This is a genomic window from Moorella sp. E306M, from assembly GCF_006538385.1.
Lineage (GTDB): Bacteria > Bacillota > DSM-521 > Neomoorellales > Neomoorellaceae > Neomoorella.
Window position 1 is genome coordinate 1,891,988 of sequence record NZ_BJKO01000001.1, and the last position, 24,109, is coordinate 1,916,096.

The 24,109-nt window shown below is 55.0% G+C and carries 23 protein-coding genes and 1 tRNA gene; 17 read left to right on the top strand and 7 right to left on the bottom strand.

The annotated features are described in order from the left end of the window. Positions 1-29: 29 nt before the first annotated feature. Positions 30-311 (top strand): DUF503 domain-containing protein, encoded by a 282-nt coding sequence (locus tag FLZ89_RS09755; RefSeq protein WP_141304891.1) that lies wholly within the window; start codon positions 30-32, stop codon positions 309-311. 46 nt (positions 312-357) lie between these two features. Further along, a complete protein-coding gene (gene trmL, locus FLZ89_RS09760) occupies positions 358-822 on the top strand; it encodes a tRNA (uridine(34)/cytosine(34)/5-carboxymethylaminomethyluridine(34)-2'-O)-methyltransferase TrmL (RefSeq protein ID WP_141304892.1) in 465 nt (154 codons plus the stop codon). Positions 823-1,066: 244 nt separating this feature from the next. Here the strand turns inward: trmL and FLZ89_RS09765 are convergent. Then, positions 1,067-1,145: transfer RNA gene (locus FLZ89_RS09765), tRNA-Pro, on the bottom strand. Between the two features lie 204 nt (positions 1,146-1,349). Here FLZ89_RS09765 and FLZ89_RS09770 point away from each other — a divergent pair. Genes FLZ89_RS09770 through FLZ89_RS09780 form a run of 3 tightly spaced genes read left to right on the top strand, consistent with a single transcriptional unit; the run spans position 1,350 to position 5,194 of the window. Next, the gene (locus tag FLZ89_RS09770) at positions 1,350-2,924 is read left to right on the top strand and encodes a spore germination protein (RefSeq protein WP_253256452.1); all 1,575 of its coding nucleotides are present in this window, start codon (positions 1,350-1,352) and stop codon (positions 2,922-2,924) included. Continuing rightward, the gene (locus FLZ89_RS09775) at positions 2,921-4,099 is read left to right on the top strand and encodes a Ger(x)C family spore germination protein (RefSeq protein ID WP_141304894.1); all 1,179 of its coding nucleotides are present in this window, start codon (positions 2,921-2,923) and stop codon (positions 4,097-4,099) included. The genes FLZ89_RS09770 and FLZ89_RS09775 overlap by 4 nt, the downstream gene beginning before the upstream one ends. Continuing rightward, positions 4,100-5,194: a GerAB/ArcD/ProY family transporter gene (locus FLZ89_RS09780; RefSeq protein ID WP_141262717.1), complete on the top strand. Its 1,095-nt coding sequence runs from the start codon at positions 4,100-4,102 to the stop codon at positions 5,192-5,194. Positions 5,195-5,281: 87 nt separating this feature from the next. On the opposite strand, the gene FLZ89_RS09785 is transcribed toward FLZ89_RS09780, so the two are convergent. Further along, positions 5,282-5,704, bottom strand: a complete 423-nt coding sequence (locus tag FLZ89_RS09785) for a ferritin-like domain-containing protein (RefSeq protein WP_141262716.1) — start codon at positions 5,702-5,704, stop codon at positions 5,282-5,284. 221 nt (positions 5,705-5,925) lie between these two features. On the opposite strand from FLZ89_RS09785, the gene FLZ89_RS09790 reads away from it, so the two are divergent. After that, positions 5,926-6,951, top strand: coding sequence for a YeiH family protein (locus FLZ89_RS09790; protein ID WP_141262715.1), 1,026 nt, complete (start codon positions 5,926-5,928; stop codon positions 6,949-6,951). On the opposite strand, the gene FLZ89_RS09795 is transcribed toward FLZ89_RS09790, so the two are convergent. Continuing rightward, the gene (locus tag FLZ89_RS09795; protein ID WP_141262714.1) at positions 6,948-7,844 is read right to left on the bottom strand and encodes a selenium metabolism-associated LysR family transcriptional regulator; all 897 of its coding nucleotides are present in this window, start codon (positions 7,842-7,844) and stop codon (positions 6,948-6,950) included. The genes FLZ89_RS09790 and FLZ89_RS09795 overlap by 4 nt on opposite strands. A gap of 152 nt (positions 7,845-7,996) precedes the next feature. Between FLZ89_RS09795 and FLZ89_RS09800 the strand changes: the two genes are divergently transcribed. After that, positions 7,997-9,151, top strand: coding sequence for a YkvI family membrane protein (locus tag FLZ89_RS09800; protein WP_141262713.1), 1,155 nt, complete (start codon positions 7,997-7,999; stop codon positions 9,149-9,151). A gap of 30 nt (positions 9,152-9,181) precedes the next feature. Continuing rightward, positions 9,182-9,418 (top strand): small, acid-soluble spore protein, alpha/beta type, encoded by a 237-nt coding sequence (locus FLZ89_RS09805; RefSeq protein ID WP_141262712.1) that lies wholly within the window; start codon positions 9,182-9,184, stop codon positions 9,416-9,418. Here the strand turns inward: FLZ89_RS09805 and FLZ89_RS09810 are convergent. Continuing rightward, the gene (locus tag FLZ89_RS09810) at positions 9,346-9,858 is read right to left on the bottom strand and encodes a hypothetical protein (RefSeq protein WP_141262711.1); all 513 of its coding nucleotides are present in this window, start codon (positions 9,856-9,858) and stop codon (positions 9,346-9,348) included. The genes FLZ89_RS09805 and FLZ89_RS09810 overlap by 73 nt on opposite strands. Further along, positions 9,858-10,181 (bottom strand): YtrH family sporulation protein, encoded by a 324-nt coding sequence (locus FLZ89_RS09815; RefSeq protein ID WP_141262710.1) that lies wholly within the window; start codon positions 10,179-10,181, stop codon positions 9,858-9,860. The genes FLZ89_RS09810 and FLZ89_RS09815 overlap by 1 nt, the downstream gene beginning before the upstream one ends. 217 nt (positions 10,182-10,398) lie before the next feature. Between FLZ89_RS09815 and FLZ89_RS09820 the strand changes: the two genes are divergently transcribed. From FLZ89_RS09820 to FLZ89_RS09855, 8 genes are all read left to right on the top strand, one after another. Further along, positions 10,399-13,938: a DNA polymerase III subunit alpha gene (locus tag FLZ89_RS09820; protein ID WP_141262709.1), complete on the top strand. Its 3,540-nt coding sequence runs from the start codon at positions 10,399-10,401 to the stop codon at positions 13,936-13,938. Between the two features lie 81 nt (positions 13,939-14,019). Next, the gene (gene coaD / locus FLZ89_RS09825) at positions 14,020-14,502 is read left to right on the top strand and encodes a pantetheine-phosphate adenylyltransferase (RefSeq protein WP_141262708.1); all 483 of its coding nucleotides are present in this window, start codon (positions 14,020-14,022) and stop codon (positions 14,500-14,502) included. Positions 14,503-14,521: 19 nt separating this feature from the next. Next, the gene (mtrB, locus tag FLZ89_RS09830; protein WP_141262707.1) at positions 14,522-14,755 is read left to right on the top strand and encodes a trp RNA-binding attenuation protein MtrB; all 234 of its coding nucleotides are present in this window, start codon (positions 14,522-14,524) and stop codon (positions 14,753-14,755) included. 5 nt (positions 14,756-14,760) lie between these two features. Continuing rightward, positions 14,761-14,961, top strand: coding sequence for a glutamate decarboxylase (locus FLZ89_RS09835; RefSeq protein ID WP_141262706.1), 201 nt, complete (start codon positions 14,761-14,763; stop codon positions 14,959-14,961). Between the two features lie 57 nt (positions 14,962-15,018). Next, positions 15,019-15,978: a 6-phosphofructokinase gene (gene pfkA / locus FLZ89_RS09840; RefSeq protein WP_141262705.1), complete on the top strand. Its 960-nt coding sequence runs from the start codon at positions 15,019-15,021 to the stop codon at positions 15,976-15,978. Positions 15,979-15,997: 19 nt separating this feature from the next. Further along, on the top strand, positions 15,998-17,746 hold the full coding sequence (gene pyk, locus FLZ89_RS09845) for a pyruvate kinase (RefSeq protein WP_141262704.1): 1,749 nt from the start codon (positions 15,998-16,000) through the stop codon (positions 17,744-17,746). Between the two features lie 34 nt (positions 17,747-17,780). Then, complete coding sequence (locus tag FLZ89_RS09850; RefSeq protein ID WP_141262703.1) at positions 17,781-19,175, top strand: oxaloacetate decarboxylase subunit alpha; 1,395 nt, start codon at positions 17,781-17,783, stop codon at positions 19,173-19,175. A gap of 20 nt (positions 19,176-19,195) precedes the next feature. After that, entirely contained in the window at positions 19,196-19,972 is a 777-nt protein-coding gene (locus FLZ89_RS09855; RefSeq protein WP_141262702.1) for a DUF169 domain-containing protein, read from the top strand. Between the two features lie 3 nt (positions 19,973-19,975). Here FLZ89_RS09855 and minC read toward each other — a convergent pair whose 3' ends face one another. Further along, positions 19,976-20,677 carry a septum site-determining protein MinC gene (minC, locus tag FLZ89_RS09860; protein ID WP_141262701.1) on the bottom strand — a complete coding sequence of 234 codons (702 nt, stop codon included), beginning with the start codon at positions 20,675-20,677 and terminating at the stop codon, positions 19,976-19,978. A gap of 250 nt (positions 20,678-20,927) precedes the next feature. Between minC and FLZ89_RS09865 the strand changes: the two genes are divergently transcribed. Further along, a complete protein-coding gene (locus tag FLZ89_RS09865; protein WP_141262700.1) occupies positions 20,928-22,745 on the top strand; it encodes a hypothetical protein in 1,818 nt (605 codons plus the stop codon). A gap of 128 nt (positions 22,746-22,873) precedes the next feature. On the opposite strand, the gene FLZ89_RS09870 is transcribed toward FLZ89_RS09865, so the two are convergent. Continuing rightward, positions 22,874-24,109 (bottom strand): NAD(P)/FAD-dependent oxidoreductase, encoded by a 1,236-nt coding sequence (locus tag FLZ89_RS09870; RefSeq protein WP_141262699.1) that lies wholly within the window; start codon positions 24,107-24,109, stop codon positions 22,874-22,876.

Below are 24,109 nucleotides of genomic sequence, written 5' to 3' on the forward strand. Positions count from 1 at the left end.
TGTGAACCCGGGGAAGGGGATGAACCCTGATGGTAATTGGGGTAAGCCAGGCAACCTTGCGTATTGCCGGGGCAAGGAGTTTAAAGGATAAACGGCGGGTATTAAAGAGTTTACTCACACGTTTGCACAACCGCTTTAACGTCGCCGCCGCCGAAGTAGGGCGTCACGACAGCCACCAGGAGGCCGAGGTGGGCATTGCCTGCGTCAGCACCGCCGGCAGCCATGCCGACCAGGTCATGGCCGCGATCCTGGACTTTTTGGAGGCGCAAGGGGAAATCGAATTGGTGGATTATCATACGGAGTTACTTTAGTTTGGAAGCCAATAAAAGACCATTTTCAAAGGAGTAAGAAATTACCTTGCCGCTGCACGTTGTCCTCTACCAGCCGGAAATCCCCCAGAATACCGGCAATATTGCCCGTACCTGCGCGGCTACGGGGACGGTTTTGCACTTAATCCATCCTCTGGGTTTTCGCCTGGATGAGAAGCACTTGAAACGCGCCGGTCTGGATTACTGGGATGAAGTAACTATCCATGAACATAACAGCTGGCAGTCTTTCCTGGAAACCTACCCCCAGGCCACCTGTTACTACCTGTCGACCAGGGGCCATCGTTATTATACGGATGTCAATTATCGTCCGGGGGACTTTCTCGTTTTTGGCCCCGAAACCCGGGGCCTGCCGGCCTCCATCCTGGAGTCGGCGGGGGAGAGGGTATTGCGTATCCCCATGCGCCCGGGGCTTCGCTCCCTTAATCTAGCCAATACCGTCGCCCTGGTCCTCTACGAAGCCCTGCGCCAGCTTGCTTTCCCCGGCCTGGTGTAACAAAAGGGCCGGGTTGACCCGGCCCCGGACTAAAATTTAATTGTTTAATTGTCACCAAAGAACAGCAGGATGAGGATCAGGAAAAGGATGAAAGCAAAACGTCTATCCAGGGTGAGGCCGCCCATGTAACTTCCCCTCCTTGATTGGTTTCAATATATCCTATGTCGGCCGCCTCAAATAGTGATGACCTAAAGATAAAAGGCCCATCTCTTGATGAGATAGGCCTTTTATCTTTCGAAAACAATGGTCGGGATGACTGGATTCGAACCAGCGACCTCACGGTCCCGAACCGTGCGCTCTAAGCCAAGCTGAGCTACATCCCGGCAGCAAAATTTATTATAACCCAAAAACCGGGTGAAGTCAATGCAGCTTTTTTCTTTACGCTGGAAAATATCCATATGACTTCTCGGTAGTTTGCTATAACTTTTCTTTAACTTTCTAAAACAGGTATCGCTGAGCTTTCCAGGTTATATTTTACTGTTTTTCCAGGCAAGATAAAGATAGCATTTAAAGGAGGAGAAATCCTGGTGGCTAATAAATCCTGGCGTTACCTGGGACATAGGAATAAGGCCGTTCCCCTGGTCGATGAAGGGCAAGCGGCAGCACTGCCGTTGCAATATAGTTTGGCGGTTAATCTAGAAACTTTACAAGCCATTTTTGCCGACTGCCAGGATGTTGTCTTCAGGCGGATGCGAATTGGCGGGGTTATGGGGCATCAGGCGGCTCTTGTTTATGTCGACGGGCTGGTAAATAATGATCTAGTCAATGATCAGATTATGAAGTCAATCCTCCTGGAAGGGCCCCAGGCGATGCCAGTATTGACGGGGGCACCTTATGAACTCTACCGCCAGGTCAGGGACTCCCTTTTAACTGTAGCCAATGTGCGGGAAATCCTTGAATTCCGGGAAGCGGCACGCTGTATCCTGAGCGGCTTTGCTTTATTTTTCCTGGATGGTATCAAACGGGCCCTGGCTATTGAGGTTTGTGGGTGGGAACACCGGGGGGTGGAAGAGCCGCCTACCGAAGCCTTGATCAGGGGTTCCCGGGAGGGTTTTTCTGATTGCCTGCGGACCAATACGGCCCTCTTGCGGCGCCGCCTGCGGGACCCCCAGCTTAAATTAAAGACTTATTTTTTAGGCCGGCGCAGCCAGACGACAGTTGGTTTAATGTACATTGAGGGTATAGCTAACCCCGGGTTGATCACTGAAGTGGAGCAGCGCCTCAACGTAATCGATATCGATGGTATCCTTGAAAGCGCCTATATCGAGCAGTTTATCGAGGATAAATGGTATTCCCCCTTTGCCCAGATCCAGAACACCGAAAGGCCCGATGAAGCTGCCGCCGCCCTTCTGGAAGGGCGGGTAGTTATTCTAACCGATAATACACCTTTTGCCCTGATTATACCTGCGACTTTCAACTCCTTAATGCATAGCCCGGAAGATCATTACCACCGCTGGTTTATTGCCGTCCTGATTCGCACCTTGCGTTTTGTCGGCTCTTTCCTGGCCCTGCTGCTACCGTCCTTCTACATTGCCATGGTATCCTTTACGCCGGAAATGATCCCTACCTCCCTGGCCATTTCCATCGGCGCCGGTCGTGAAGGTCTACCTTTTCCAACTATTATCGAGGCCTTTATCATGGAAAGCGTCCTGGAACTGTTGCGGGAAGCGGGTATCCGCCTGCCGGGTCCTCTGGGGGAAACCCTGGGTGTTGTAGGGGCGCTTATTTTGGGCCAGGCGGCGGTCCAGGCGGGTATTGTCAGCTCGGCCATGGTAATTGTTGTGGCGCTGACAGCTATAGCCGGGTTTGTCGTTCCCAGTTATGACGCCGCTATCTCCTTACGGATCTTGCGTTTCTTTTTAATGATCATGGCGGCAATTTTTGGCCTTTATGGTGTTATTTTAGGGTTAATGCTAATCCTTACCCACATGGTTTCTTTAAAAAGCTTCGGTGTGCCTTATCTTAAACCCTGGGCACCCTGGACAGCAGCGGATCTTAAAGATAGTATTTACCGGGCCGCCCTTTTCAGGGAGCGCCTCCGCCCGGTTTATCACAAGCCTTTGGAAGCCAGGCGCATAGGTAGAGGTAATAAAAAGCGATGAACCGGAGGAACCTGTACCGGGCTGTTTTCCTTCTATCATTAATAATATTTACCGCCGGCTGCTGGGATAACAAAGACCTGGAACGCCGGGCCCTGGTGCTGGGGGCGGCAGTTGACCTGGCTGCTGCCGGTGGTGATTTGGCGGTGACGGAACTTTGGAAAATTACCCTGGAAATGCCGATCCTGCGCCGCATGGTTACCAGGGGTGGGGGCGGTGGTGGCGGCGGCGAAGGGCAAGATGAGAATACCATGCCGACCTGGCGTCTGGCTTTGACGGGGACTACCTTTGCCGAGGCCATAAATAAAGCGGCTACCCGTTCGGAACGGACCCTTTTCTTTGGCCACCAAAAAATACTGCTCATAGGCGAAGAACTGGCCCGCCGGGGTGATTTAAAGTCGGTATTAGATTGGTGGGCCCGCAACCGGGAAAGCTATCTAGCTATTAATGTCCTGCTGGCCGAGGGGCCTGCCGGGGGTATAATGGAAGCCCGGCCTAAATTTGCCCGGAGTGTCAGCATGTTTTTACATGAACAGATGCAGCAAGTCATTAAGACTTCCCGTTTTGTCAAGCATTCATTGGCTGAAGTGCTGGCCGCCCTGAACGCCGGCCAAGATATCTTACTTTCAAGGGTAAAGATGGTTCCAGGGCAAAAATTAGAAGTCAGCGGTGCCGGTGTAATTCGCGAAGGACGGCTGGTGGGGTGGCTCACTCCCCAAGAAACCCAGGCCGCCCTCTGGATCACCGGGGAAACTAAAGGTTGCGACATTCTGGTAGTACCGGTACCGGAGTTACAGCAAACATTAAGTGTAGAATTTAATAAGCTCCACGCGCAAGTAAAGCCTGTAATAGAAGAAGATAAATTAAGTTTTACTATAAAAATAAAGGTTGAAGGTAAAATAGCTGAAAAAATGGGCAATCCCAGGTTGTTTGCAGCTGGCGACCTGCAGCAAGTGGAAAACAGGGCGGCCAGACTAATGGAGGAGCGTATCAGGGAGGTACTGGGCAAGTTACAGCAACAGTACCAGGCTGATGTACTGGGCTTTGGTCGCAAGGTGGAAAAAGTTAGGCCGCACCAGTGGGAAGCTATGAAAGGGCAGTGGCGGCAAATATACCCCAGTCTACCGGTTACTGTACAGGTAAAGGTAAGCATCAGGGGTACAGGAATGGTGAGCTAAATGCTATCGCAAGAAAGAATTGGTACCAGCGAGGCCTTCTTTTTAACTGTAGCCGCAATGATCGAAGTTGGGACCTTAATCGGCGCCAGGGACATAGCCGATCAGGTGGGGGTGGACATGTGGCTGGTTTCACCCCTGGAGACTTTTTTCAGCCTGGGAGCAATATACATTCTTACCCGCCTGGCCATGAAGTTTCCCCGGCAGGATTTTTTCGGCTTCAGCCGGCAAATTGCCGGCCGCTGGGTGGCCTGGCCCCTGAGTTTAGGTTTACTTTTTTACTGGCTTGCTTTGACGGCCCACGTTACGCGGGTTACTACTGATGTAATCAAAAATTCCCTGCTGGCGCGTACGCCGGCCGAAGTTATCATTTTATCTTTACTTATTGCGGCAGCCTACCTAGCCAGCCGGGGCCTGGAACCCCTGGCGCGCGCCTGCATTATTATCATCATAGTCACTTTACCGTTGATTATGATCCTTTTTTTACTGGTCCTGCCCCATCTTCGCTTTGACAATTTCTTACCAATATTACCCAGAGGACCCTGGCCGGTCCTGCGCCTGGCCTTCTGGCGCATTAGCAATGCCGAAGAAATGAGCTTGTTTCTAATCCTGGTGCCATTCTTGCAGCAACCCCGGGAAGCCTGGCAGGCTGCCAGCCGGGGTTACCTGGTGGTAATGGTCGTCGTAATCACTGTCCTGACCACCTGCCAGGGAGTTTTAGGAATTGAGCTCCTTAAGTATGCTTTAATTCCGGGGTTAAGTGTCACCCAGCTGGCCGAGTTTGCCGGCACCTTTATTGAACGCACCAGCCTGGTTTTTATCTCCCTGTGGATTATTCTGGCGTTTCCTACGGTCGCAGCTCTTCTCTGGGCCAGCGCTTACCTGGCCGGGCGCATGTTCGATTTAAAAGACTATCGCCTGCTGGCTTTTTACCAGTTGCCTCTGGTCTATTTTCTGGCCCGGCATCCAGGGAACAACCTGGAAGTGAAAAGCTTTTTTTTCTTCCTCCAACCCCTGGGCTTTGCTTACTTGCTGATTATACCAGCAATCCTCTATCTTATTGCTAGCATACGTTTTCCTCCCGCCGGATCTTCCTGATAGCACCGGACGGCAAATCCAGGCAAAAAGCCGGGGAATATTCCCCGGCTTTAAGTGTGTACGCCCTTTTCAGTAATGCAGCCCTATTTACTTGAAGTAGCGATTAAGCAGGCCTTCCAGGGCCAGGGCGTGGCGGCCTTCGTCCCGGGAGGACTCGTCAAAGAAGTCGTGGGCATGGTCGATATTGTTTTCCTTGGCCTTGACAGCGGCTTCGCGCTTGCCTTTGTTGGCTCCCAGCTCGCCGGCCAGCATCTTTTCCAGGTTTTCCTTGGTGCTGGCGCTAATTTTGCCATTCAGTTCGGCAAAGTGGGCGGCGTGCTCGGCTTCTTCCCAGGCGATTTTTTCCAGGACCAGGGCCACCTCGGGATAGCCTTCCCGCATGGCCTGGCGGGCCATGGCCAGATACAGGCCAACCTCCATGGTTTCCCCTTTGAAATTGGCCTCGACGGCATCCTCGACTACCGTGCCCTTGGTTACACCCAGTTTGACATCATTGACCAGTTCTGCCATTGCTAATTTCCTCCTTCAATAATAGTAATGGTTACTGTTAATGTTTACGGTTTTATTATATATATTGTACCCATTCCTGTCAACCTATTAATCAAAAAAATACCAGGGTAAAAGGTTAATGTTAAAGCTGGCTAATGACCGTGATAAGTTTTATGTATTTTACACCATACCCTCCCCCATGCTATCCTGGATTTAAAATTGACCAAAAGGGGAGGAAGAGCATGTCTACCAAAAGCCTTATAGCCACAGGCGGCAATCAGGGCCTGGGGCTTATCCAGGGGCTGAGCCTGACTATAACTCTGGCCCTGGTAGCCAGGCAACTGGCCGCCCTGCCCGTATTAAACATCATGGGCAGCATGGTACTGGCTATTCTGTTAGGTATTGCCTGGCGTTCCTTCATGGCCGTCCCGGAAACGGCCGAGGTGGGTATAAATTACGCCGGCAAAAAAATTCTCCGTTACGGTATCATCCTTATGGGACTGCGCCTGGATATACCTAAAATTGTTGCTGCCGGCCCGCAGGTGATTTTTCTTGATGTCCTTGCCATTTTCCTGGCTATGGTCGTTATTACTTTTTTGGGGCAGAAGGTGGGGCTTAATAAAAAATTAGCCACCCTCATAGCCGCCGGTACCGGCATTTGTGGGGCGGCAGCCATTGCCGCCATTGCCCCGGTAGTCAGGTCCCGGGACGATGAAACTGCCGTGGCGGTGGCTATTATCGCCTTGCTTGGTACACTGTTTACAATAATTTACACTCTTCTCTATCCAGCAATTAATTTAACATCTTATCAGTACGGTTTATTTTCCGGCAGCAGCCTCCATGAACTGGCCCACGTCATTGCGGCAGCCCAGGTCGGCGGCAACGCCAGTACAGATATCGCTATCCTGGTAAAGCTGGGACGAGTGGCCCTCCTGGTGCCGGTAGTTCTATTGCTGGGTATAATTTTTGCCCCCCGGGATAAAACAGGCGCCGGTTGGAACTGGCGCCAGCTGCAGGTACCATGGTTTATTTTCGGTTTCCTGGCCTTAAGTGGCCTCAATACCATGGCCATTCTGCCGGTTTCCCTGACAGCGACCCTGATCCAGGGCGGGGTTTTTCTCCTTACCATGGCCATGGCCGGCTTGGGCCTCAACGTCAGCCTGGAGATGATTAAAAGGGTTGGCACCAGGGGCCTGGTAACCGGCCTGGTGGGTTCAGTTGTACTTAGTTTAACTCTTTTGCTGGTTATTGCCAGCTTGATAAGTTAAAAAGGACGGCTGGAGCGCAAAAGCTCAAGGAAGGCTTCGGTTGCGGCGCTGCGAAATTTATGACGGTTATAGGCGAGATGGAAGGTACGCCGGAAATCAGCCCCCTGTATTCTTACTTCCCGGAGCAGGTTATGCCTGCTCTCTTTTCTTATTGCCAGCCGGGAGATAATGGCTACCCCCAGCCCGGCTTCCACAGCTTCTTTAATGGCCTGGGTACTGCCCAATTCCATTATTACTTTAAGGCTGGAGGGTTCTAATCCTGCTTGCCTTAAACCTGCTTCGGCTACCTGCCTGGTTCCGGACCCCTCTTCCCGCAGGATAAGGGGTTCCTCCTTCAATTCTCCTGGCCGGACTTCCCCGCGGCTACCCCAGGGGTGTCCCGGGGGAACGATGAGCACCAGTTCGTCCTGGAAGAGATCTTCCTGGATTAAGTTGGGGTGCTCAACCTGGCCTTCAATGACGCTTAAATCCAGATCACCAGCTAAAACCCGGCGGATGATTTCCTGGGTATTGGCAATTTGTAAGGTTATTTCTACCTCGGGGTATTGCTGTTTAAATTGCCCGGTAAAACGGGGTAAAAAGTACTCGCCGATGGTAAGGGTAGCTCCCACAACCAGGTGTCCTTTCACTTTCCCGCTGACCTCGGCCAGGGCTTTTTGGGCTTCGTCATATAGTTTGCTCAGTTCCAGGGCGTAATTATAGAGGACCCGGCCTGCCTCGGTGAGGGTAACCTGGCGGTTGTTGCGATTCAGGAGGCGGGTGCCAAAATATTCTTCCAGGGACTGGATGTGCAGGCTGATGGCCGGCTGGGTCAGGTGCAATACCCGGGCGGCCCGGGAAAAACTCTTTTGTTCGGCTACAGCTTTGAAAACGAGCAGCTGGGTATCGAGCAAGAGGCATCACCCATAAAAACTATAACAGCTTTTTAGCCCCCGGTCTATCCCCTTAATAACCATACCGTATTTGCGAAAGGATGGCCATATTATGGGGGAGTTCTGCTTTTACCAGTTTATTCGCGGCCCGGTTAAGGCATAATAAACTTACCATGGCTAAACAATATTCGACCTGGCAGATCGCCGCAACCTATATCGGCACCGTTGTAGGGGCCGGTTTTGCCTCCGGCCAGGAGGTGCTGCAGTTTTTTGGCTACTTCGGACTGCGGGGGGTATTCGGCCTTATCCTGGCTACGGCCCTGTTTATCTTTTTTGGCTACACCGTCCTGCGCCTGGGACATCAACTGGCAGCCGCATCCCACCTGGAGGTGATGCACCGGGCCGCCGGCCCCTGGATAGGCCGGGCGGTAGATATTATTACGACTTTCTTCCTTTTTGGTGCCCTGGCCGTCATGGCGGCCGGTGCCGGGGCCATTTTCAGCCAGGAATTTCACCTGCCCGGTTTATTGGGCAGCAGCTTGATGGTGATTATCACCTTAATCACCGTGCTGGCAGGCATCAACAAGGTAATCGGTTCCATTAGCCTGGTAGCACCGGTCTTAGTAGCCTCTGTCTTGGGAATAAGCATACTAACGGTAACTAAAAATCTACCTGCTCTCCTGGCCAACCTTTCCTGGAGTCAGGTTCCCAGAGCTGCTGTGCCCTTCTGGCCCCTGGCGGCCCTGTTGTATGCTTCCTATAACCTGATCCTATCCATAGCAGTCCTGGCCCCCCTGGGAGCCCTGGGCCGGCCGGAGCATCTCCTGCCGGGAGCGACCCTGGGCGGCCTGGGCCTGGGGCTGGGGGCCATGGCCATTACCCTGGCGCTGATAACTACCGCCCCGGCAGTAACGGCCCTGGAAGTACCCATGCTGCATATAGCCGGCAGTTTCACCCCTCTTTTACGTACCGTTTACAGCGCCGTTTTGCTGGCAGAGATTTATACTACCGCCGTCAGCAGCCTCTATGGCTTTACCGCCCGTATAGCGCGGCCGGGAGGAAACGGTTTTCGCTGGCTGGCAATCGGAGCCAGCATTGTGGCCCTGGTAGCCTCGCAATTCGGCTTTTCCCGCCTGGTGGCCACCCTTTTCCCCCTGGTTGGTTACGCCGGGCTCTTGCTTCTGGGAGCGCTGGCCTATTCCACCTTAAGAGAAATCGGGCTGACTTTGCAGAGAGCGCCTGTAAGGCGCCTGGCCCCGGTCCCGGCCCGCAAACTTCTTAAAGAAGCGTATAGATGGGAGAGAAGGAACGGGCGGGAGCAGCAGTAGGGAAGACGATTTAGAGTGCAGGTGATTCATATGAGTAAAAAAAGGGAAGATCCGGAAGCTCAGGCTTTAAAACTGGAAGTGGCCGCCGAACTGGGCCTGCTGGACAAAATAGAAAAGGAGGGCTGGGGGGCCTTGAGCGCGGCGGAAAGCGGTAAAATTGGCGGGTTACTGGCAAAGATGAAGATTGGCTCCGCCTATATGGCTACGGTGGCGGGACAACCGGCCATCAGGGATACGGCTGAGGACGAAGAAGAAGGCAGCCCCTGAGCCTGGACGTGGACAATTACCTTATCGCTGATCAAGAGCAGGGTAACTTTAAGTTTAAACTGGCGGCCGTTTACCTTGACGGTACGGCCGTCAATCATAGCGGGGACAAGGGCCGGATTTAAACGGCGCACTTCCTGGCCCTTAAGGGGAGCCAGGATGTCCTGGATTTCCCGGGTAAGGGATTGGGTAACGGCCCGGCCTTCTACTGCCGGAGGCCTGTCGCCGCTAAAAGTAATTACCGGTTCGATGGCCACAATTACCTGGCGGCTTTCCCGGTCCAGGTTTTCTTTTAATTGGGCCAGTTCTTCACTGGCTGCCGCCAGGCGCTGTTCCAGTTCCGCCCGGGCCAGGTGGAGTTGCTCCTGCTGGCGGGCCAGGAGGAGATTGGTCAGGCTGGCGCCCAGGAGAAAACCAAGGATAAAGAAGGCCAGGTAGCGCATTACTTACCTCCGGCCAGGTTTTGAATGAGCCAGTAACCAACCTGGGCGCCGATAAAGGCCATAATGATAAATAATAGTTGTTTGGCCAGGACGCGGAACTGGCCTTCCAGGAGACCCTGGCCCAGGATTTCGATAGCGCTGAAGGTACCGCCCATGGCGGCGGCAATGGCCCAGATCTTTATTTCCAGGGCCAGGCGGGTCATGGTCCTTAAAGGTGGCTGCCCGACGATGACGGCCGCGAGGGAGCCGACTACTGCGGCTCCCAGGACGACTCCCATGGCGGTAAAAAAGATGAGCAGCAACCTGGGGAAAAAACCATCCACTGGGATTATACCTCCGGTTTTGTTGGCTTTATTTACGCTCGCTCTCCGTCTTTTACGGAGCGGCCTGCGGCTCTGCGGCTCAGCCAGCGGCAACTTCGCCGTTCGGTAGAAGCTCGCGCATTCCAGGCGTCTTGCTCTTATTTATACGGGCGTCGAGGCTGGCCTATGCCAGATAAAAGTAAGAGGAATCTGGGCCTGGATGTAGAAATTACTCCCCATGAATTCCTTTGTCCACCTCCATGTCCACAGTGAATACAGCCTCCTGGACGGGGCCGGCCGCATTAAGGATCTGGTCAGGGCTGCTAGGGAGATGGGCATGCCCGCCCTGGCCCTGACGGACCATGGTGTTATGTACGGGGCCGTGGAATTTTACAAAGCAGCCAGGGAAGAAGGGATCAAACCTATTATTGGCTGCGAGGTTTATGTGGCTCCCCGTTCCCGCCATGACCGGGAACCCCACCGGGACGACTACCAGTACCACCTGGTCCTCCTGGCTGCCGATGCTAACGGTTACCGGAATCTGGCGGCCCTTGTTTCGGCCGCCTACCTGGAGGGCTTTTATTATAAACCCCGGGTGGACAGGGAACTTTTGAGCCGCCATAGCCAGGGCCTCATTGCTTTAAGTGCCTGCCTGGCCGGCGAGGTACCGGGGTGGCTTTTAAAGGACCAGGAAGATAAGGCTTATGAAGCTGCTGCCTGGCTAAAGGAGGTCTTTGGCCGCGAGAATTTCTACTTGGAACTCCAGGACCAGGGCCTGGCGGAACAGCGCAAAATAAATCGCCGTCTCATTGAACTGGGGCGGAGATTAAATTTACCCCTGGTCGCCACCAATGATGTTCATTACGTCTTCCAGGACCAGGCCCGCGTCCATGATATCCTCCTCTGTATCCAGACTGGTAAAACCCTTAACGATCCCAACCGCCTCCGCTTTCCCAACACCCAGTTTTATTTAAAAAGCCCTGGAGAAATGGCGGCCCTTTTTACCGAAGTACCATCTGCTTTGACCAATACCCTGGCCATTGCCGAACGTTGTAACTTCGACTTCACCTTTGGCCAGCTGCACCTGCCGGCCTACCGGGTACCGGCGGGAGAGGATACAGCCAGTTACCTGCGCCGCCTCTGCTATGAGGGTTTTAACAGGCGTTACCCCCGGGATGACGGTACGGCGCGGCAGCGCCTGGACTATGAGCTGGCCATTATTGAACAAATGGGTTACCCGGGCTATTTCCTGATTGTCTGGGATATAGTCAATTTTGCCCGCCGGCGGGGTATCCCGGTAGGGCCGGGAAGGGGCTCGGCTGCCGGCAGCCTGGTGGCCTACTGCCTGGGGATAACCGCCGTAGACCCCCTGCGCTATAACCTCCTCTTTGAGCGCTTTCTCAACCCGGAGCGGGTTAGTATGCCCGATATAGATATTGACTTTTGCTTTGAGCGCCGGGACGAGGTTATCCAGTATGTTCAGGAAAAATACGGCAGGGAGCACGTGGCCCAGATTATTACCTTTGGCACCATGGCCGCCCGGGGTGCTGTCAGGGATGTTGGCCGGGTCCTGGGGATGCCCTTGAGTGAAGTCGACCGGATTGCCAGGTTGGTCCCCCTGGAGCTGGGCATTACCCTGGACCGGGCCCTGGCAACAACGCCAGAATTGAAGGAAAGCTATGAAAGCAGTACGGCCGTACGGGAACTCCTGGATACGGCCCGGGCCCTGGAGGGTATGCCCCGCCATGCCTCTACCCATGCGGCCGGGATTGTTATTACCCAGGAACCTCTAACCCACTACCTGCCCTTGCAAAAAAACGGCGAGGCCGTGACGACCCAGTTTCCTATGCAAGTAGTAGAAGAACTGGGTCTTTTAAAAATGGATATCCTGGGTCTCCGCACCCTGACGGTCATCGACCGGGCCTGCCGGGCTATCCGTATGAACTATGGCCGCGACCTGGATCTGGAAAACCTGCCCCTTGATGATGAGGCTACCTACCGGCTCCTGGCAAGTGGAGAAACCAGCGGCATCTTCCAGCTGGAAAGCAGCGGCATGCGGGCCATTTTAAAGGAATTAAAACCGGAACGCTTTGAGGATATTATCGCCCTTGTGGCCCTGTACCGGCCCGGCCCTCTGGGTAGCGGCATGGTAGAGGATTTTATAGAGCGCAAGCACGGCCTAAAGCCCATTACTTACCTCCACCCGGCCCTGGAACCTATCCTGAAGGATACCTACGGTGTCATCCTTTACCAGGAGCAGGTCATGCGCATTGCCAGCGAGCTGGCCGGCTTTACCCTGGGCCAGGCTGATATATTGCGCCGGGCCATGGGCAAAAAGAAGCCGGAAGTCCTGGCGGCCCAGCGTGAGCATTTCCTGGCGGGGGCTGTCAAAAAAGGCCTTCCTGAGGAGATTGCCCTCAAAATCTTTGAACTCATGGAATACTTTGCCGGGTACGGTTTTAATGCCAGCCACTCGGCGGCCTATGCCCTGGTTGCTTACCAAACGGCCTATCTCAAGGCCCATTACCCGGCGGAACTGATGGGCGCCCTGCTGTCCAGTGTGGCCGAACACCTGGACAAAATGGGGCCTTATCTTGCCGAATGTCAACGTTTGGGGATCAAGGTCCTGCCACCTGATGTCAACGAATCTGGTGTGGATTTCACCATCGCCGGCGGGCACATCCGCTTCGGCCTGGCAGCTGTCAAAAATGTCGGCCGTGCCGCCGTGGAGGCCATCATTGCCGCCCGGGAGGCCGGGGGTCCCTTTACTTCCCTCCTGGACTTCTGTCGCCGGGTGGACTCAAGGCTTGCCAACAAAAGGGTGGTGGAGAGCCTCATCCGTTGCGGCGCCTTCAACTCCCTGCACCCCAACCGGCGGCAGCTGCTGGCTATCCTGGATTCCTGTTTTGAGCTGGCGGCCCAGCGCCAGGAGGAACGCCGCAGCGGCCAGATATCTTTACTGGATATGGTACCGGAAGAAGTTAACGAACCCCCCCTGCCGGATCTGGCCGATTTTTCCCGGGCCGATATCCTGGATATGGAAAAGGAACTCCTGGGCTTCTACTTAAGCGGTCACCCCCTGGAACCCTATGCAGCAGCCTTGCAGCAGTTCGTTTCCCATACCCTGGCTGATCTCGCCGAAATACCCGACGGCAGCCAGGTTGTCCTTGGCGGTCTGGTAAGCGGTTTGCGCCGCCTGGTCACCCGCAAGGGTGAGCCCATGGCCATCCTCACCCTGGAGGACTTCAGCGGCCAGGGGGAAGTCGTCCTTTTCCCCCGTGTCTACAGCCAGGGCCGCGCCTGGCTCGCCCCCGACCGAGCGGTTATTGTTTATGGCCATACTGATAAACAGGAGGAAGGGGTCCAGGTCCTGGCCGACCAGGTTAAACCGGTAAGGGTAGGCCCCGGCGAGGCAGGAACACCGGCCGGCGGTCTTCCGGTCGAGACGTCGTCGACCGGAGCAGTGAGCCGGGAGCGGGCATACGGCCAGGAGGCAGTGGCAGCGCCGCCTGCCCATACCGGCACCGGGAAGGCGGGGGAGCGCAGGTCTGGTCGGCGCCTGTATCTGAAGTTGACGGGAAAAGAGCAGGGGGCAGCACTGCAGGATATTTTGACGGCTTTTCCAGGTGACTGCCCGGTGTACCTGCACTTGAGCAGCGAGGGGCGGACCCTTATTCTCCACCGCCGGCTATGGGTTGAACCGGTTCCGGCCCTGCTGGCAAGTTTGGCCCGCCTGTTAGGTGGGCAAGATAAAGTTAAATTAGTACCGGAAAAATAGATAATTTAAAGTCTCCTTAGCAGGAATATCAATGGAGGAGTGGAATTAGCTAAAATTAAGGAGAAAAGGGGGTGAGAGCCATTGAGGGTGGCTGTATATCCAGGTACCTTTGATCCTATCACCAACGGGCACCTGGATATCATCCGGCGGGCCATCGGGATCTTTGACCGGGTGATTGTAGGCGTTGCTGCTGATAATTATAAAGAAACCCTGTTTTCCCTTGAGGAAAGGGTAAAATTAATAAAGGCTGTTACCAGAGATTGGCCTGCGGTTACGGTCAAAGCCTTCTCCGGGCTGCTGGTTGATTTTGCCCACCAGGAAGGGGCTGTGGCCATCGTCAGGGGTCTAAGGGCTGTTTCCGACTTTGAATATGAGTTCCAGATGTCCATCATGAATAAAAAACTGGCCGGCGACCTGGAGACTATATTTTTAATGACAGCTACCGAATACTCCTTCATTAGTTCAAGCATTATTCGCCAGGCAGCCTCCCTGGGAGGGTGCATCCGCGGCCTGGTACCGCCGGAAGTAGAACGTGCTTTATTACAACGCTACGGATTTTTGTAAAAGGAGGTGGAGGCTATAAATGGAGGTTAGGGACAATGTGACCGCTGCCGATTTTATTGCCATTAAAGCCCTGGAGAACGGGGTAACCATCATTGGCTTGACGCGGGGCAAGGATACTAAGTTTCATCACTCCGAAAAACTAGATAAAGGAGAAATCATGATTGCCCAGTTTACCGAGCATACCTCTGCTATGAAAATCCGCGGCCGGGCGCTGGTGCTCACCAAATACGGGAGTTTAGAAGCGGGGGAGTGAGCGGTATGTGGACTGTGATCTACATTGCGTCCAACCGGAAACAGGCCTTGCGCCTGAAAGAGATATTGACCGGGGAGGGTATCATGGTAAACTTGCGGCCCATTGGCTCCTGCCAGATGGAAGACCTGGCGGGGTATGAGCTCCTGGTCCCCGAATCGGAAGCTGAAGAAGCCAATGAAATATTAAATACAGCCCTGGTACGATAAAAAGTGACGGGGATATATACCCCCGCGAAAACCATTTAGTTTTTAGGAGGGAACTTGTTGCGGACCATAGGAGTACTGACCAGCGGTGGTGATGCCCCGGGAATGAATGCGGCCATCAGGGCGGTAGTCCGCCAGGCTGCCGCCCTGGACATGGAGGTAATCGGCATTGCCCGGGGTTACGCAGGATTAATCCAGGGTGACTTTCGCCGCCTCAATACCGGTTCGGTGGCTGACATTATCCACCGGGGCGGTACTATTTTATTAACGGCCCGGTCAGAGGAATTTCGCACGGAAGCAGGTCGGGCCATAGCCCTGGACAACCTCAGGCGGGAAGGTATTGAAGGCCTGGTGGTCATCGGTGGCGATGGTTCATTCCGTGGCGCTGTCCACCTGGCAAAAAAAGGAGTACCGGTAGTTGGTATTCCCGGTACCATCGACAACGACATAGCAGGTACCGATCATACCATTGGCTTCGATACGGCGGTCAATACGGCCGTGGAAGCCATCAACCGCATCCGGGATACGGCAACATCCCACGAACGAATTTTTATCATTGAAGTTATGGGGCGCCATTCAGGCCAGATTGCCCTGGCAGCCGGCATTGCCGGGGGCGCCGAGTCCATCCTGATACCGGAATATCCCGTCGATTATGACCAGGTGGTCGAACGCATTGAGCGGGGCCGCCACCGGGGCAAGCTCCACAGCATTATTGTGGTAGCTGAGGGTGTGGGTAGTGCCCTTGAAGTTAGTCAGGAAATCGGCAAGCGCACCAAATTGGAAAGCCGGGTAACAATACTCGGCCATATCCAGCGGGGAGGAGCGCCAACGGCCTTTGACTGCCTGCTGGCTAGCCGCCTGGGTGCCTATGCGGTAGAACTGCTAGCTTCCGGTGCCAGCAGCCGTATGGTTGGTATCGCGGCCAATGAACTGGTAAACCGGGATCTGGAAACAGTCATCCAGGAAAAAAAGACCATCAATCCTGATTTATACCGCCTGGCCGAAGTGCTGGCTTTGTAAGGAAGTTAAGGAGGCAACCATGCGCCACACCAAAATTGTATGCACCTTGGGCCCGGCGAGTTCCCGGGTTGATATTATCAAAGAAATGATCCGGGCGGGCATGAATGTAGCCCGTTTCAATTTTTCCCACGGCAGCCATGCCGAGCACGGCGCGCGGATGGCTGCCGTCCGCCAGGCAGCGGCGGAACTTGGTGTCAGGGTGGCCCTGCTGCTGGACAATAAAGGCCCGGAAATCCGCCTGGGAGAAATCAAAGGCGAGGTAACCCTCAAGGATGGGGACGAAGTTATACTCACCACGGAACCCATTATCGGCGATGCCCGCCGCCTGCCGGTAAGCTTTGCCGGCCTGCCCGGGGACGTCCGGCCCGGCCAGACAATATTATTAGATGATGGCTTAATTGAGCTGGAAGTACTGGATACCACCGGCACCGAAATTCGCTGCCGGGTTCGCCATGGAGATGTTATTTCCAGCCATAAAGGTGTTAACGTTCCCGGAGCCGAGATAAGCCTGCCGGCCCTAACGGAACAGGACATTAAAGACCTGGAGTTTGGCCTGGAGCAGGGGATAGATTTTATCGCCCTTTCCTTTGTCCGTACGGCTGCCGACGTCATGGCGGCGCGCAAAGAGCTGGAGAAACGCGGCGCCAGGGTGGCGCTTATCGCCAAGATCGAAAACCGGGCCGGTGTAAACAACCTGGAGGAAATACTCCAGGTGGCCGACGGGATCATGGTGGCCCGGGGTGATCTGGGAGTAGAAATCCCGGTAGAAGAAGTACCCCTGGTCCAGAAAAAGATTATTGAGGCCTGTAACCGGGCCGGCAAGCCGGTAATAACGGCCACCCAGATGCTGGAGTCCATGATCCATAACCCGCGGCCGACCAGGGCCGAGGCCAGCGATGTAGCCAACGCCATTTTCGACGGCACCGATGCCATCATGCTTTCCGGGGAAACGGCCATGGGCCGTTATCCGGTAGAGGCGGTGGCCACCATGGCGCGCATTGCCCGCCGGGCGGAAAAGGAATTGCCCTACCGTGACCTTTTGCTGAAAAAGGGACTGGCCGCCGAACGGACGGCAACCGATGCCATCAGCCATGCCAGCTGTACCATCGCCTATGAGCTGGGCGCAGCAGCCATCATTACCCCAACAGCTTCCGGGTCTACGGCCCGGCGGGTGGCCAAATACCGCCCCCAGGCCCCCATCCTGGCTACCAGCCCAGATGAAAGGGTGCTGAACCAGCTCTGCCTGGTCTGGGGCGTCGAACCCCTGCTTGTCGAGCCCACCAGCGGTACCGATGAAATGGTCAACGCGGCCGTAGCAGCAGCTATACTTTCGGGCCGGGTCAAACAGGGCGACCTGGTCGTCATTACCGCCGGTGTACCTGCCGGGGTGCCCGGCACGACCAACCTGCTCAAAGTACATATCGTGGGCGAGGTGCTAGTGCGGGGCCGGGGGATCGGCAGGGAGGTGACCAGCGGCCCGGTGCGCCTGGTGAAGACGGCGGCCGAGGCCATAGCGAGGGTCCAAAAGGGCGATATCTTGGTTACGGCAGAAACCGGACCCGATTTCCTGCCGGCTATGGAAAGGGCAGCAGCCATTATCACCGAGGCCGCAGGCTTGACTTCCCACGCAGCCGTCAATGGATTCAGCCTGGGAATCCCTGTCGTGGTGGGAGCTAAAGGTGCAACCCAAAAGCTGGCCGACGGTATGATTGTAACTGTTGATGTTGTCCGGGGCCTGGTCTACCGCGGCCAGACGCGGGTGTTATAATGTAAGAAGCTAATTTCGCGAGAGGAGGAAGCTTATGCCCCGGAGGGTGGGTATAACAGATACAACCCTGCGGGATGGCCACCAGTCGTTACTGGCCACCCGACTCAAAACAGAGGATATGCTCCCCATAGCGGCCCAGATGGATGCTATCGGGTTTCATTCCCTGGAGGTATGGGGTGGTGCCACTTTTGATGCTTGTATGCGTTTTTTAAATGAAGACCCGTGGGAACGACTGCGGGCCTTACGCCAGGCCATGCCCCGTACCAGGTTGCAGATGCTTCTCCGTGGGCAGAACCTCCTGGGTTATCGCCATTATGCCGACGACGTTGTTACCGAATTTGTAAAAATGAGTATAAAAAACGGCATCGATATCTTACGCATCTTCGATGCCCTGAATGATGTCCGCAATATGGCCCTGGCTATGAAGGTAGCCAAGGAAGAAGGCGGCCATGTCCAGGCTACTATCTGCTATACCCTGGGACCCGTTTATGACGATGAGTATTATTTACGCCTGGCCCGCAAGCTGGCCGACCTGGGCGCCGATTCCTTGTGCCTGAAAGATATGGCCGGCCTCCTCACCCCGGCGGATGCCTACCGGCTGGTGCAGAAAATTAAGGCCGAAGTAGACCTGCCCCTCCAGCTTCACTGCCACTATACCAGCGGCATGGCGGCCATGACTTATCTCAAAGCCGTCGAAGCCGGCGTCGATGTCCTGGATACGGCCATGTCTCCCCTGGCCCTGGGTACTTCCCAGCCGGCTACCGAGACCATGGTGGCCGCCCTGGCCGGAACTCCATGGGATACCGGCCTCGAACTGGATAAGCTGGTCGAAATAGCCGCATATTTTCGCCAGGTTCGCAAGAAGTACCGGGAATTTGACGTAAGCGACGGTACTGTTGACGCCAACGTATTGCGCTACCAGATCCCGGGCGGAATGCTTTCCAATTTTATATCCCAGCTGGCCCGGCAGAATGCCCTGGAACGCCTGCCGGAAGTGCTGGCCGAAGTACCGCGGGTAAGGGCCGATCTCGGCTACCCGCCCCTGGTTACCCCTTCCAGCCAGATGGTTGGTGCCCAGGCAGTATTGAATGTCCTGGCCGGGGAACGCTACAAGATGGTCACCCGGGAAGTGAAGGATTACATGCGGGGTCTCTATGGCCAGCCACCGGTACCGGTCAATGAAGAGGTCCGCCGTAAAATCATTGGTGATGAAGAACCTATTACCTGCCGCCCCGCCGACCTGCTGGAACCCCAGCTGTCAGCGGCCCGCAAGGAAATAGCGCCCTACATGGAGAAGGAAGAAGACGTCCTCTCTTACGCCATTTTTCCGGCAGTAGCTAAACAATTCCTGGCCGAGCGCCTGGCCGCAAGTACCAGGGTGGATTACGAACTGGTAGCTGCAGCCAGGGAAGCATATTACCCGGCATAAATTAAAAAGGAGGAGAAACCATGGCCGATTTAGACAAAACCACTATGGCCAGAAGGTTGACTGAAGTCCTGCGCCTGGACACGGGTATCGTTGGAGTAAAGCTCTATAAAAATAGAAAGGACCTGCCCCGGCGGCCGTACAACTGGAAGATCAACATCTGCCAGCAGGTGGCGGCGGCCCGCTACCAGGGCCGGGCCAGTGCCGGTACGCCGGACCTGATGGTCTGCGCCATTGGCGCGGCCTGCACCGGCCTCATCAAGACCCCGGAGCGCTTCACCAGCGGTAAAGCCCCCCTGGGCCGCTATGTAGCCGATCTCGAAGCCGGCCGGCGCTTTATGGCCAATACGTATAAACTGGGGGATGCCGGTAAAATATACGACGGTATTTTTGTGGCCCCGGTAGAAGGCTTTACCCAAGAAGACCCCGATGTGGTGGTCATTTACGCCAACCCGGCGCAGGTTATGCGCCTGGTTCATTGCTGCCTACATGAAACCGGGGAACCGGTCAAGGCTGATACGGTAGCTGAAGCGGCTCTCTGTTCTTCCATTGCCTTTGCCCTGAAAGAACAAAAGCCTATCATTGGCTTCCCCTGTGCCGGCGACCGCACCTTCGGGGGCACCCAGAAGGATGAGCTGGTTTTCGCAGCGCCTTACAGTTTGCTGGAAACAATAGTCGAAAATATGGAGAGCCTGCTCATGGGCCACGGTCAGCTCTACCCCATCGCACCCTTTAACAATTACACACCAACTATGGTACCGGCCTATACCATGCAGCCGGAAGACCTGGAAGACAAGTAAAATTCAATTACGGGGAGCTTTACGGTTTAAATATGGTTCAACGATAATTTTGTCACCAACAAGGCGGGCTATCTCCGGATAGGCCCTCCTTATTTTTTCTTCGGGGGAGCGGGCGAGTATCCCGGCGATACTGAGTTGCTCCGGGACCAGCCGGTGGGCAACAATAACGGCTGCCCTGTTACCTGAGACTCCGGCATGGGCGCTGCCCAGGAGCGTTCCCATGACCAGGATGTTGCCGCCGGCTTTAATGGTGGCGCCCTGATGGACGTTACCCACCAGCACCACATGGCCGTTATAAGTTAGTTCCTGGCCGTTACGGAGATTCCCTTCTTCCAGCAGGGTAGAGAGTTCAGCTGCGTCGGCTACGGCAGGAGCAGGCGCTACCTCGTCATAATTGACCCCTGCTACATTAGTGGCAGGGGCGGGTCTTTCCCGCTTTATGTGGGGCCGGTAGCGGTCCGGCAAAGGTATATTTTTTCCCGGAACCAGGCCGTGTGCCCGGCAGATAGCTTCCAGTTCGGCTGTTTCCCGGCTGCTTAAAGGGGAGGTTGGTACCAGGGCAAAGGAAGCGCCCTGAAAGAAGCCCCGGGCTGCGGCGAATTTAGCGGCGAGGTTAGCCCGCAGTTCATTAAAATCCCGGCTGGCATCCAGCAAAATCAGCAGGCCGCCGCGGGTCCCTTTAAAGGTGATACAATCCTGCGCCATGTGGCTGCTCCTTTCCGGGGAAGGAAAGTCTTCGCTAGTAAATTACATCTTCCTGGAAAGATTCGCCTTGAAAAACCATTTTTCCTGCTGCAGGTAAAAAAGTTGCCGCTATTTGTTGCCGGGACCAATGCGGGTAAAATAGATGTAAAGCCTTGTCGATGTTTTAAAGGCAAAAAAGGATTCACATCTCTTCAGGTGAATAATAAGCTATTAATCTTTGGTTAACTTTCCTGGCAGGGGCAAAAGCAGGATGGTTAAAATTAAATTACGGCGTTATTTTTTAAGCTTAACAGCGTTTTTACTCTTGCCCATAGCGGCGAGTACCGGATGGTTGCAACCAAAAGCGGCAACCCATCAGGTACGGGCGGGGCTCTTAATTACGACGCCGGGGACAGATCAGGGCACCCTGGCGGCTTATGCGGCGGTCTTAAAGGAAGAAGGTTTTCCCTGGGTGGAAATTGGCCCTGGGGACCTGAACCTTCCTCCCGGGGAACTGGTAGCGCGCTACCCGGCCATGATTTTGCCGGAAGGGTTAAACCAGGTTTTACCGTCGCCGCTACCCCGGGTATTAACCGACTATGTCCTATCCGGAGGCAAGGTTTTACTGGTCTATGACCCGGGTACCAGGGGGGCCGGCGGGGAAAGGCTACCCGAGCCGGTCCTGGCTGGCCTTGCCGGGGTAAATTACGGCCCGGCCCCGGGTGGGGACCAGAAAACCTATGATGACGGCTACTGGCAGTTCCCCACGCCCCGGCTGGCGGTATCCTGGGGGATCACACCCGGTAAGCTTGACCGGGACAATGCTGTCAGCAGCTATGGGTACGGGCGGTTACGTTACCGCCATAACCGGGCAAGGCTTCTGGATGCCCGGCTGATAGCCTATGACAGCCGGGCAGGCTTAAATCCCGTTATCACTGAAAAATCTTACCCCTCCGGGGGCGTGGTGATTTTTGTTAACATACCCCTGGGTTTTTACAAGCAAATGTCCGACGACCTTCCCTTACGTTCCGTTCTCCGGACATTTTTAATCAAATATGCCCACCTGCCCCGCCTGGTCAATACTCCCCAGGGTAAAGGCGGGTTGGTAGTCAACTTTCACCTGGACAGCAATGCCCATATCGGACCGTTGCGGGCCATGATCCAGCGGGGGGTCTTCCGGCCCGACCTCCAGTATTCCATTCACATCACCGCCGGCCCGGATACATACCGGCCAGGAGATGGCTACGGCTTTGATGCCGCCTCGCCCTTCAAAGGCCGGCCCTGGGTGGAACTGATGCAGAAATACGGGGCCATCGGTTCCCACGGCGGCTGGATCCATAATTATTTTGCGGCCAACCTTAAAAAAATGCCGCGCCAGGAGGTCTGGCGCTACCTGGCCTTGAATTGCGATACCTTGACCAGGATTACCGGCCGGCCGGTGCTGGAATACAGCGCTCCCTCAGGGAATCATCCTCCCTTTGTCAATGAGTGGCTACAGCAACATGGCGTCCTGGCTTACTACAGCCCCGGGGATACCGGCTCCAGCCCTACCCGGAGCATTTTTCACGGCCGCCAGGTGAGCGGCAACTTGTGGTCATTTCCAATCACTCCTTACCAGGAGTATGCCGCCCTGGAGGAATTAATGACCGCCGGTGTACCCCTGGCGGAGGTTAAAGGCTGGTTCGATGACCTCCTTAATTTTATTGAAGAAGAACACGTCATCCGCTTGATTTATACCCACGCCAACAAAAAGGAGTATGCCCTGGAGGCCCTGGCTCACCTCGCCAACCGGGCGGCCCGGGATCAGGAAGAAGAACGCTTGCTGGTCTGGCCTATGAGCCGGTTTGCTGCCTTTTTAAACCGCCATGAACAAACAGAAGCCACCTTTAACCAGGAACCAGCAGGCTGGGTAATAAAGCTTCGGAATAAGGCCGGCCTGGCCGACCTGACGGTAGCCGTCTACACTGGCGGTCACCCTTATCGCGTGATCGGCCATCATCTGACGTGGCGGCAGGAAAGAGAATGGCTGTATATAACCACGACTGCCGGTATAGTTGAGAACGATATTTATTTGCGCCGGCTAAAATAAAAACTTGCCTGCCTTTTCAACACGTAACGACCTGGAGGTACATGCACTCCTGCCTGGGAAACAGAAAAACAAGAAAAGTGGCGTAAATTAACGCCACCTTTTAGAACGGTAGGGTCCTTTGAAGTTTATCAGGCCAGGGCCAGCTCGTCGAAACGGGCTTGATGTTGAATTGCAGTCGCTAACCGATCTATTATTTCCCGGACCATGCCCAGAGGCTTACCGTGGACTTGAGCACCAATAGTTGCCCCGGTTTCCCGGGCATAAGCCACCTTTACCGCCACATCTCTGGCTATCACGCCAGGAGCAATATCGACTGTTAGCATTTCTCTAGCCGTTTCCGGGTTCGTTCTTTGAATGAGACCCACGGAGCCAAAGGCATGATCGCCAATGGTGACAGAGAACTTCTCTAAAGCTATTTCCCTGGGGCGCTTGAGGGCGAAGAGATTGGCGGCGGCCACGCGGGCCTCGCGGCCGCCTTCTATAGCCCGTCTGGCATTAGCGCCCCCGGGACCGGAAAGAGAGCATTTCGCGGCACAATCGCCAACGGCAAAGATATCTCCATCACTGGTGCGCATATACTCATCAACGAGGATGCCAGCGTGTTCGTCGGTTGCCAGACCGGCCTCTCGGGCCAACCTGGTATTGGGCACGACACCTGTGGCCAGAATAACCGTATCAGCAGGTAAAGTCCGGCCGCTGGTGAGCTTCACCTGTTCAATCCGTTTATTGCCCTGCAATTCTTCTACTCCGGTTGCGGTTATAATGTTGATACCTCGCAGCCGGAGGTTTTCCTCCACCAGGGTGCAAATTTCATCGTCAAAAGCCCAGGCCAGGCAGTGGGGGAGAAGTTCTATCATGGTGATGTTTAACTGCCGGTTGGCGGTGCATGCCTCGGCAAACTCTATACCGGCGGGTCCGGCACCCACAATGACCAGGGACCTGGCAGAAGCCAGAGAAGCGCGAATGTTTTCCAGGTAGGGGAACTCTTTTTTTAAGGCAAACACGCCTTGCAGGTCGGCGCCTTTAAAAAAAGCCGTTGCCGGGAGGGAACCGGTAGCCAGAATTAATTTATCATAAATAATATCTTCAGCAAAGGCGGTGGTGACGCATTTGCCCTGGCGGTCAATGGCTGTCACTTCATCGATTACCAGTTCAATTCCCTCATCATAAAGACGGTCGTCCCGCAAGACATTGTTATAGAGCGTACCTTTGGCGCAATTGTAAGCAAGGCACCACGGAATTAAAGCCCGGACTTCTTTACGCACCAGGGTGATCTTTTTGCCGCCATAGTACCGCCTGGCAGCCAGCGCTGCCGTATACCCGCAAATACCCCCGCCCACAACCAGCACATCCGTCCGTTTCAT

What these genes read in the sequence shown, in the direction of transcription:
- FLZ89_RS09755 (WP_141304891.1), top strand. Translation starts at nt 30, where the DNA reads ATGGTAATTGGGGTAAGCCAGGCAACCTTGCGTATTGCCGGGGCAAGG.
- FLZ89_RS09775 (WP_141304894.1), top strand. Translation starts at nt 2,921, where the DNA reads ATGAACCGGAGGAACCTGTACCGGGCTGTTTTCCTTCTATCATTAATA.
- FLZ89_RS09780 (WP_141262717.1), top strand. Translation starts at nt 4,100, where the DNA reads ATGCTATCGCAAGAAAGAATTGGTACCAGCGAGGCCTTCTTTTTAACT.
- FLZ89_RS09785 (WP_141262716.1), bottom strand. Translation starts at nt 5,704, where the DNA reads ATGGCAGAACTGGTCAATGATGTCAAACTGGGTGTAACCAAGGGCACG.
- FLZ89_RS09790 (WP_141262715.1), top strand. Translation starts at nt 5,926, where the DNA reads ATGTCTACCAAAAGCCTTATAGCCACAGGCGGCAATCAGGGCCTGGGG.
- FLZ89_RS09800 (WP_141262713.1), top strand. Translation starts at nt 7,997, where the DNA reads ATGGCTAAACAATATTCGACCTGGCAGATCGCCGCAACCTATATCGGC.
- FLZ89_RS09805 (WP_141262712.1), top strand. Translation starts at nt 9,182, where the DNA reads ATGAGTAAAAAAAGGGAAGATCCGGAAGCTCAGGCTTTAAAACTGGAA.
- FLZ89_RS09810 (WP_141262711.1), bottom strand. Translation starts at nt 9,858, where the DNA reads ATGCGCTACCTGGCCTTCTTTATCCTTGGTTTTCTCCTGGGCGCCAGC.
- FLZ89_RS09820 (WP_141262709.1), top strand. Translation starts at nt 10,399, where the DNA reads ATGAATTCCTTTGTCCACCTCCATGTCCACAGTGAATACAGCCTCCTG.
- mtrB (WP_141262707.1), top strand. Translation starts at nt 14,522, where the DNA reads ATGGAGGTTAGGGACAATGTGACCGCTGCCGATTTTATTGCCATTAAA.
- FLZ89_RS09835 (WP_141262706.1), top strand. Translation starts at nt 14,761, where the DNA reads ATGTGGACTGTGATCTACATTGCGTCCAACCGGAAACAGGCCTTGCGC.
- pyk (WP_141262704.1), top strand. Translation starts at nt 15,998, where the DNA reads ATGCGCCACACCAAAATTGTATGCACCTTGGGCCCGGCGAGTTCCCGG.
- FLZ89_RS09850 (WP_141262703.1), top strand. Translation starts at nt 17,781, where the DNA reads ATGCCCCGGAGGGTGGGTATAACAGATACAACCCTGCGGGATGGCCAC.
- FLZ89_RS09855 (WP_141262702.1), top strand. Translation starts at nt 19,196, where the DNA reads ATGGCCGATTTAGACAAAACCACTATGGCCAGAAGGTTGACTGAAGTC.
- minC (WP_141262701.1), bottom strand. Translation starts at nt 20,677, where the DNA reads ATGGCGCAGGATTGTATCACCTTTAAAGGGACCCGCGGCGGCCTGCTG.
- FLZ89_RS09865 (WP_141262700.1), top strand. Translation starts at nt 20,928, where the DNA reads ATGGTTAAAATTAAATTACGGCGTTATTTTTTAAGCTTAACAGCGTTT.
- FLZ89_RS09870 (WP_141262699.1), bottom strand. Translation starts at nt 24,109, where the DNA reads ATGAAACGGACGGATGTGCTGGTTGTGGGCGGGGGTATTTGCGGGTAT.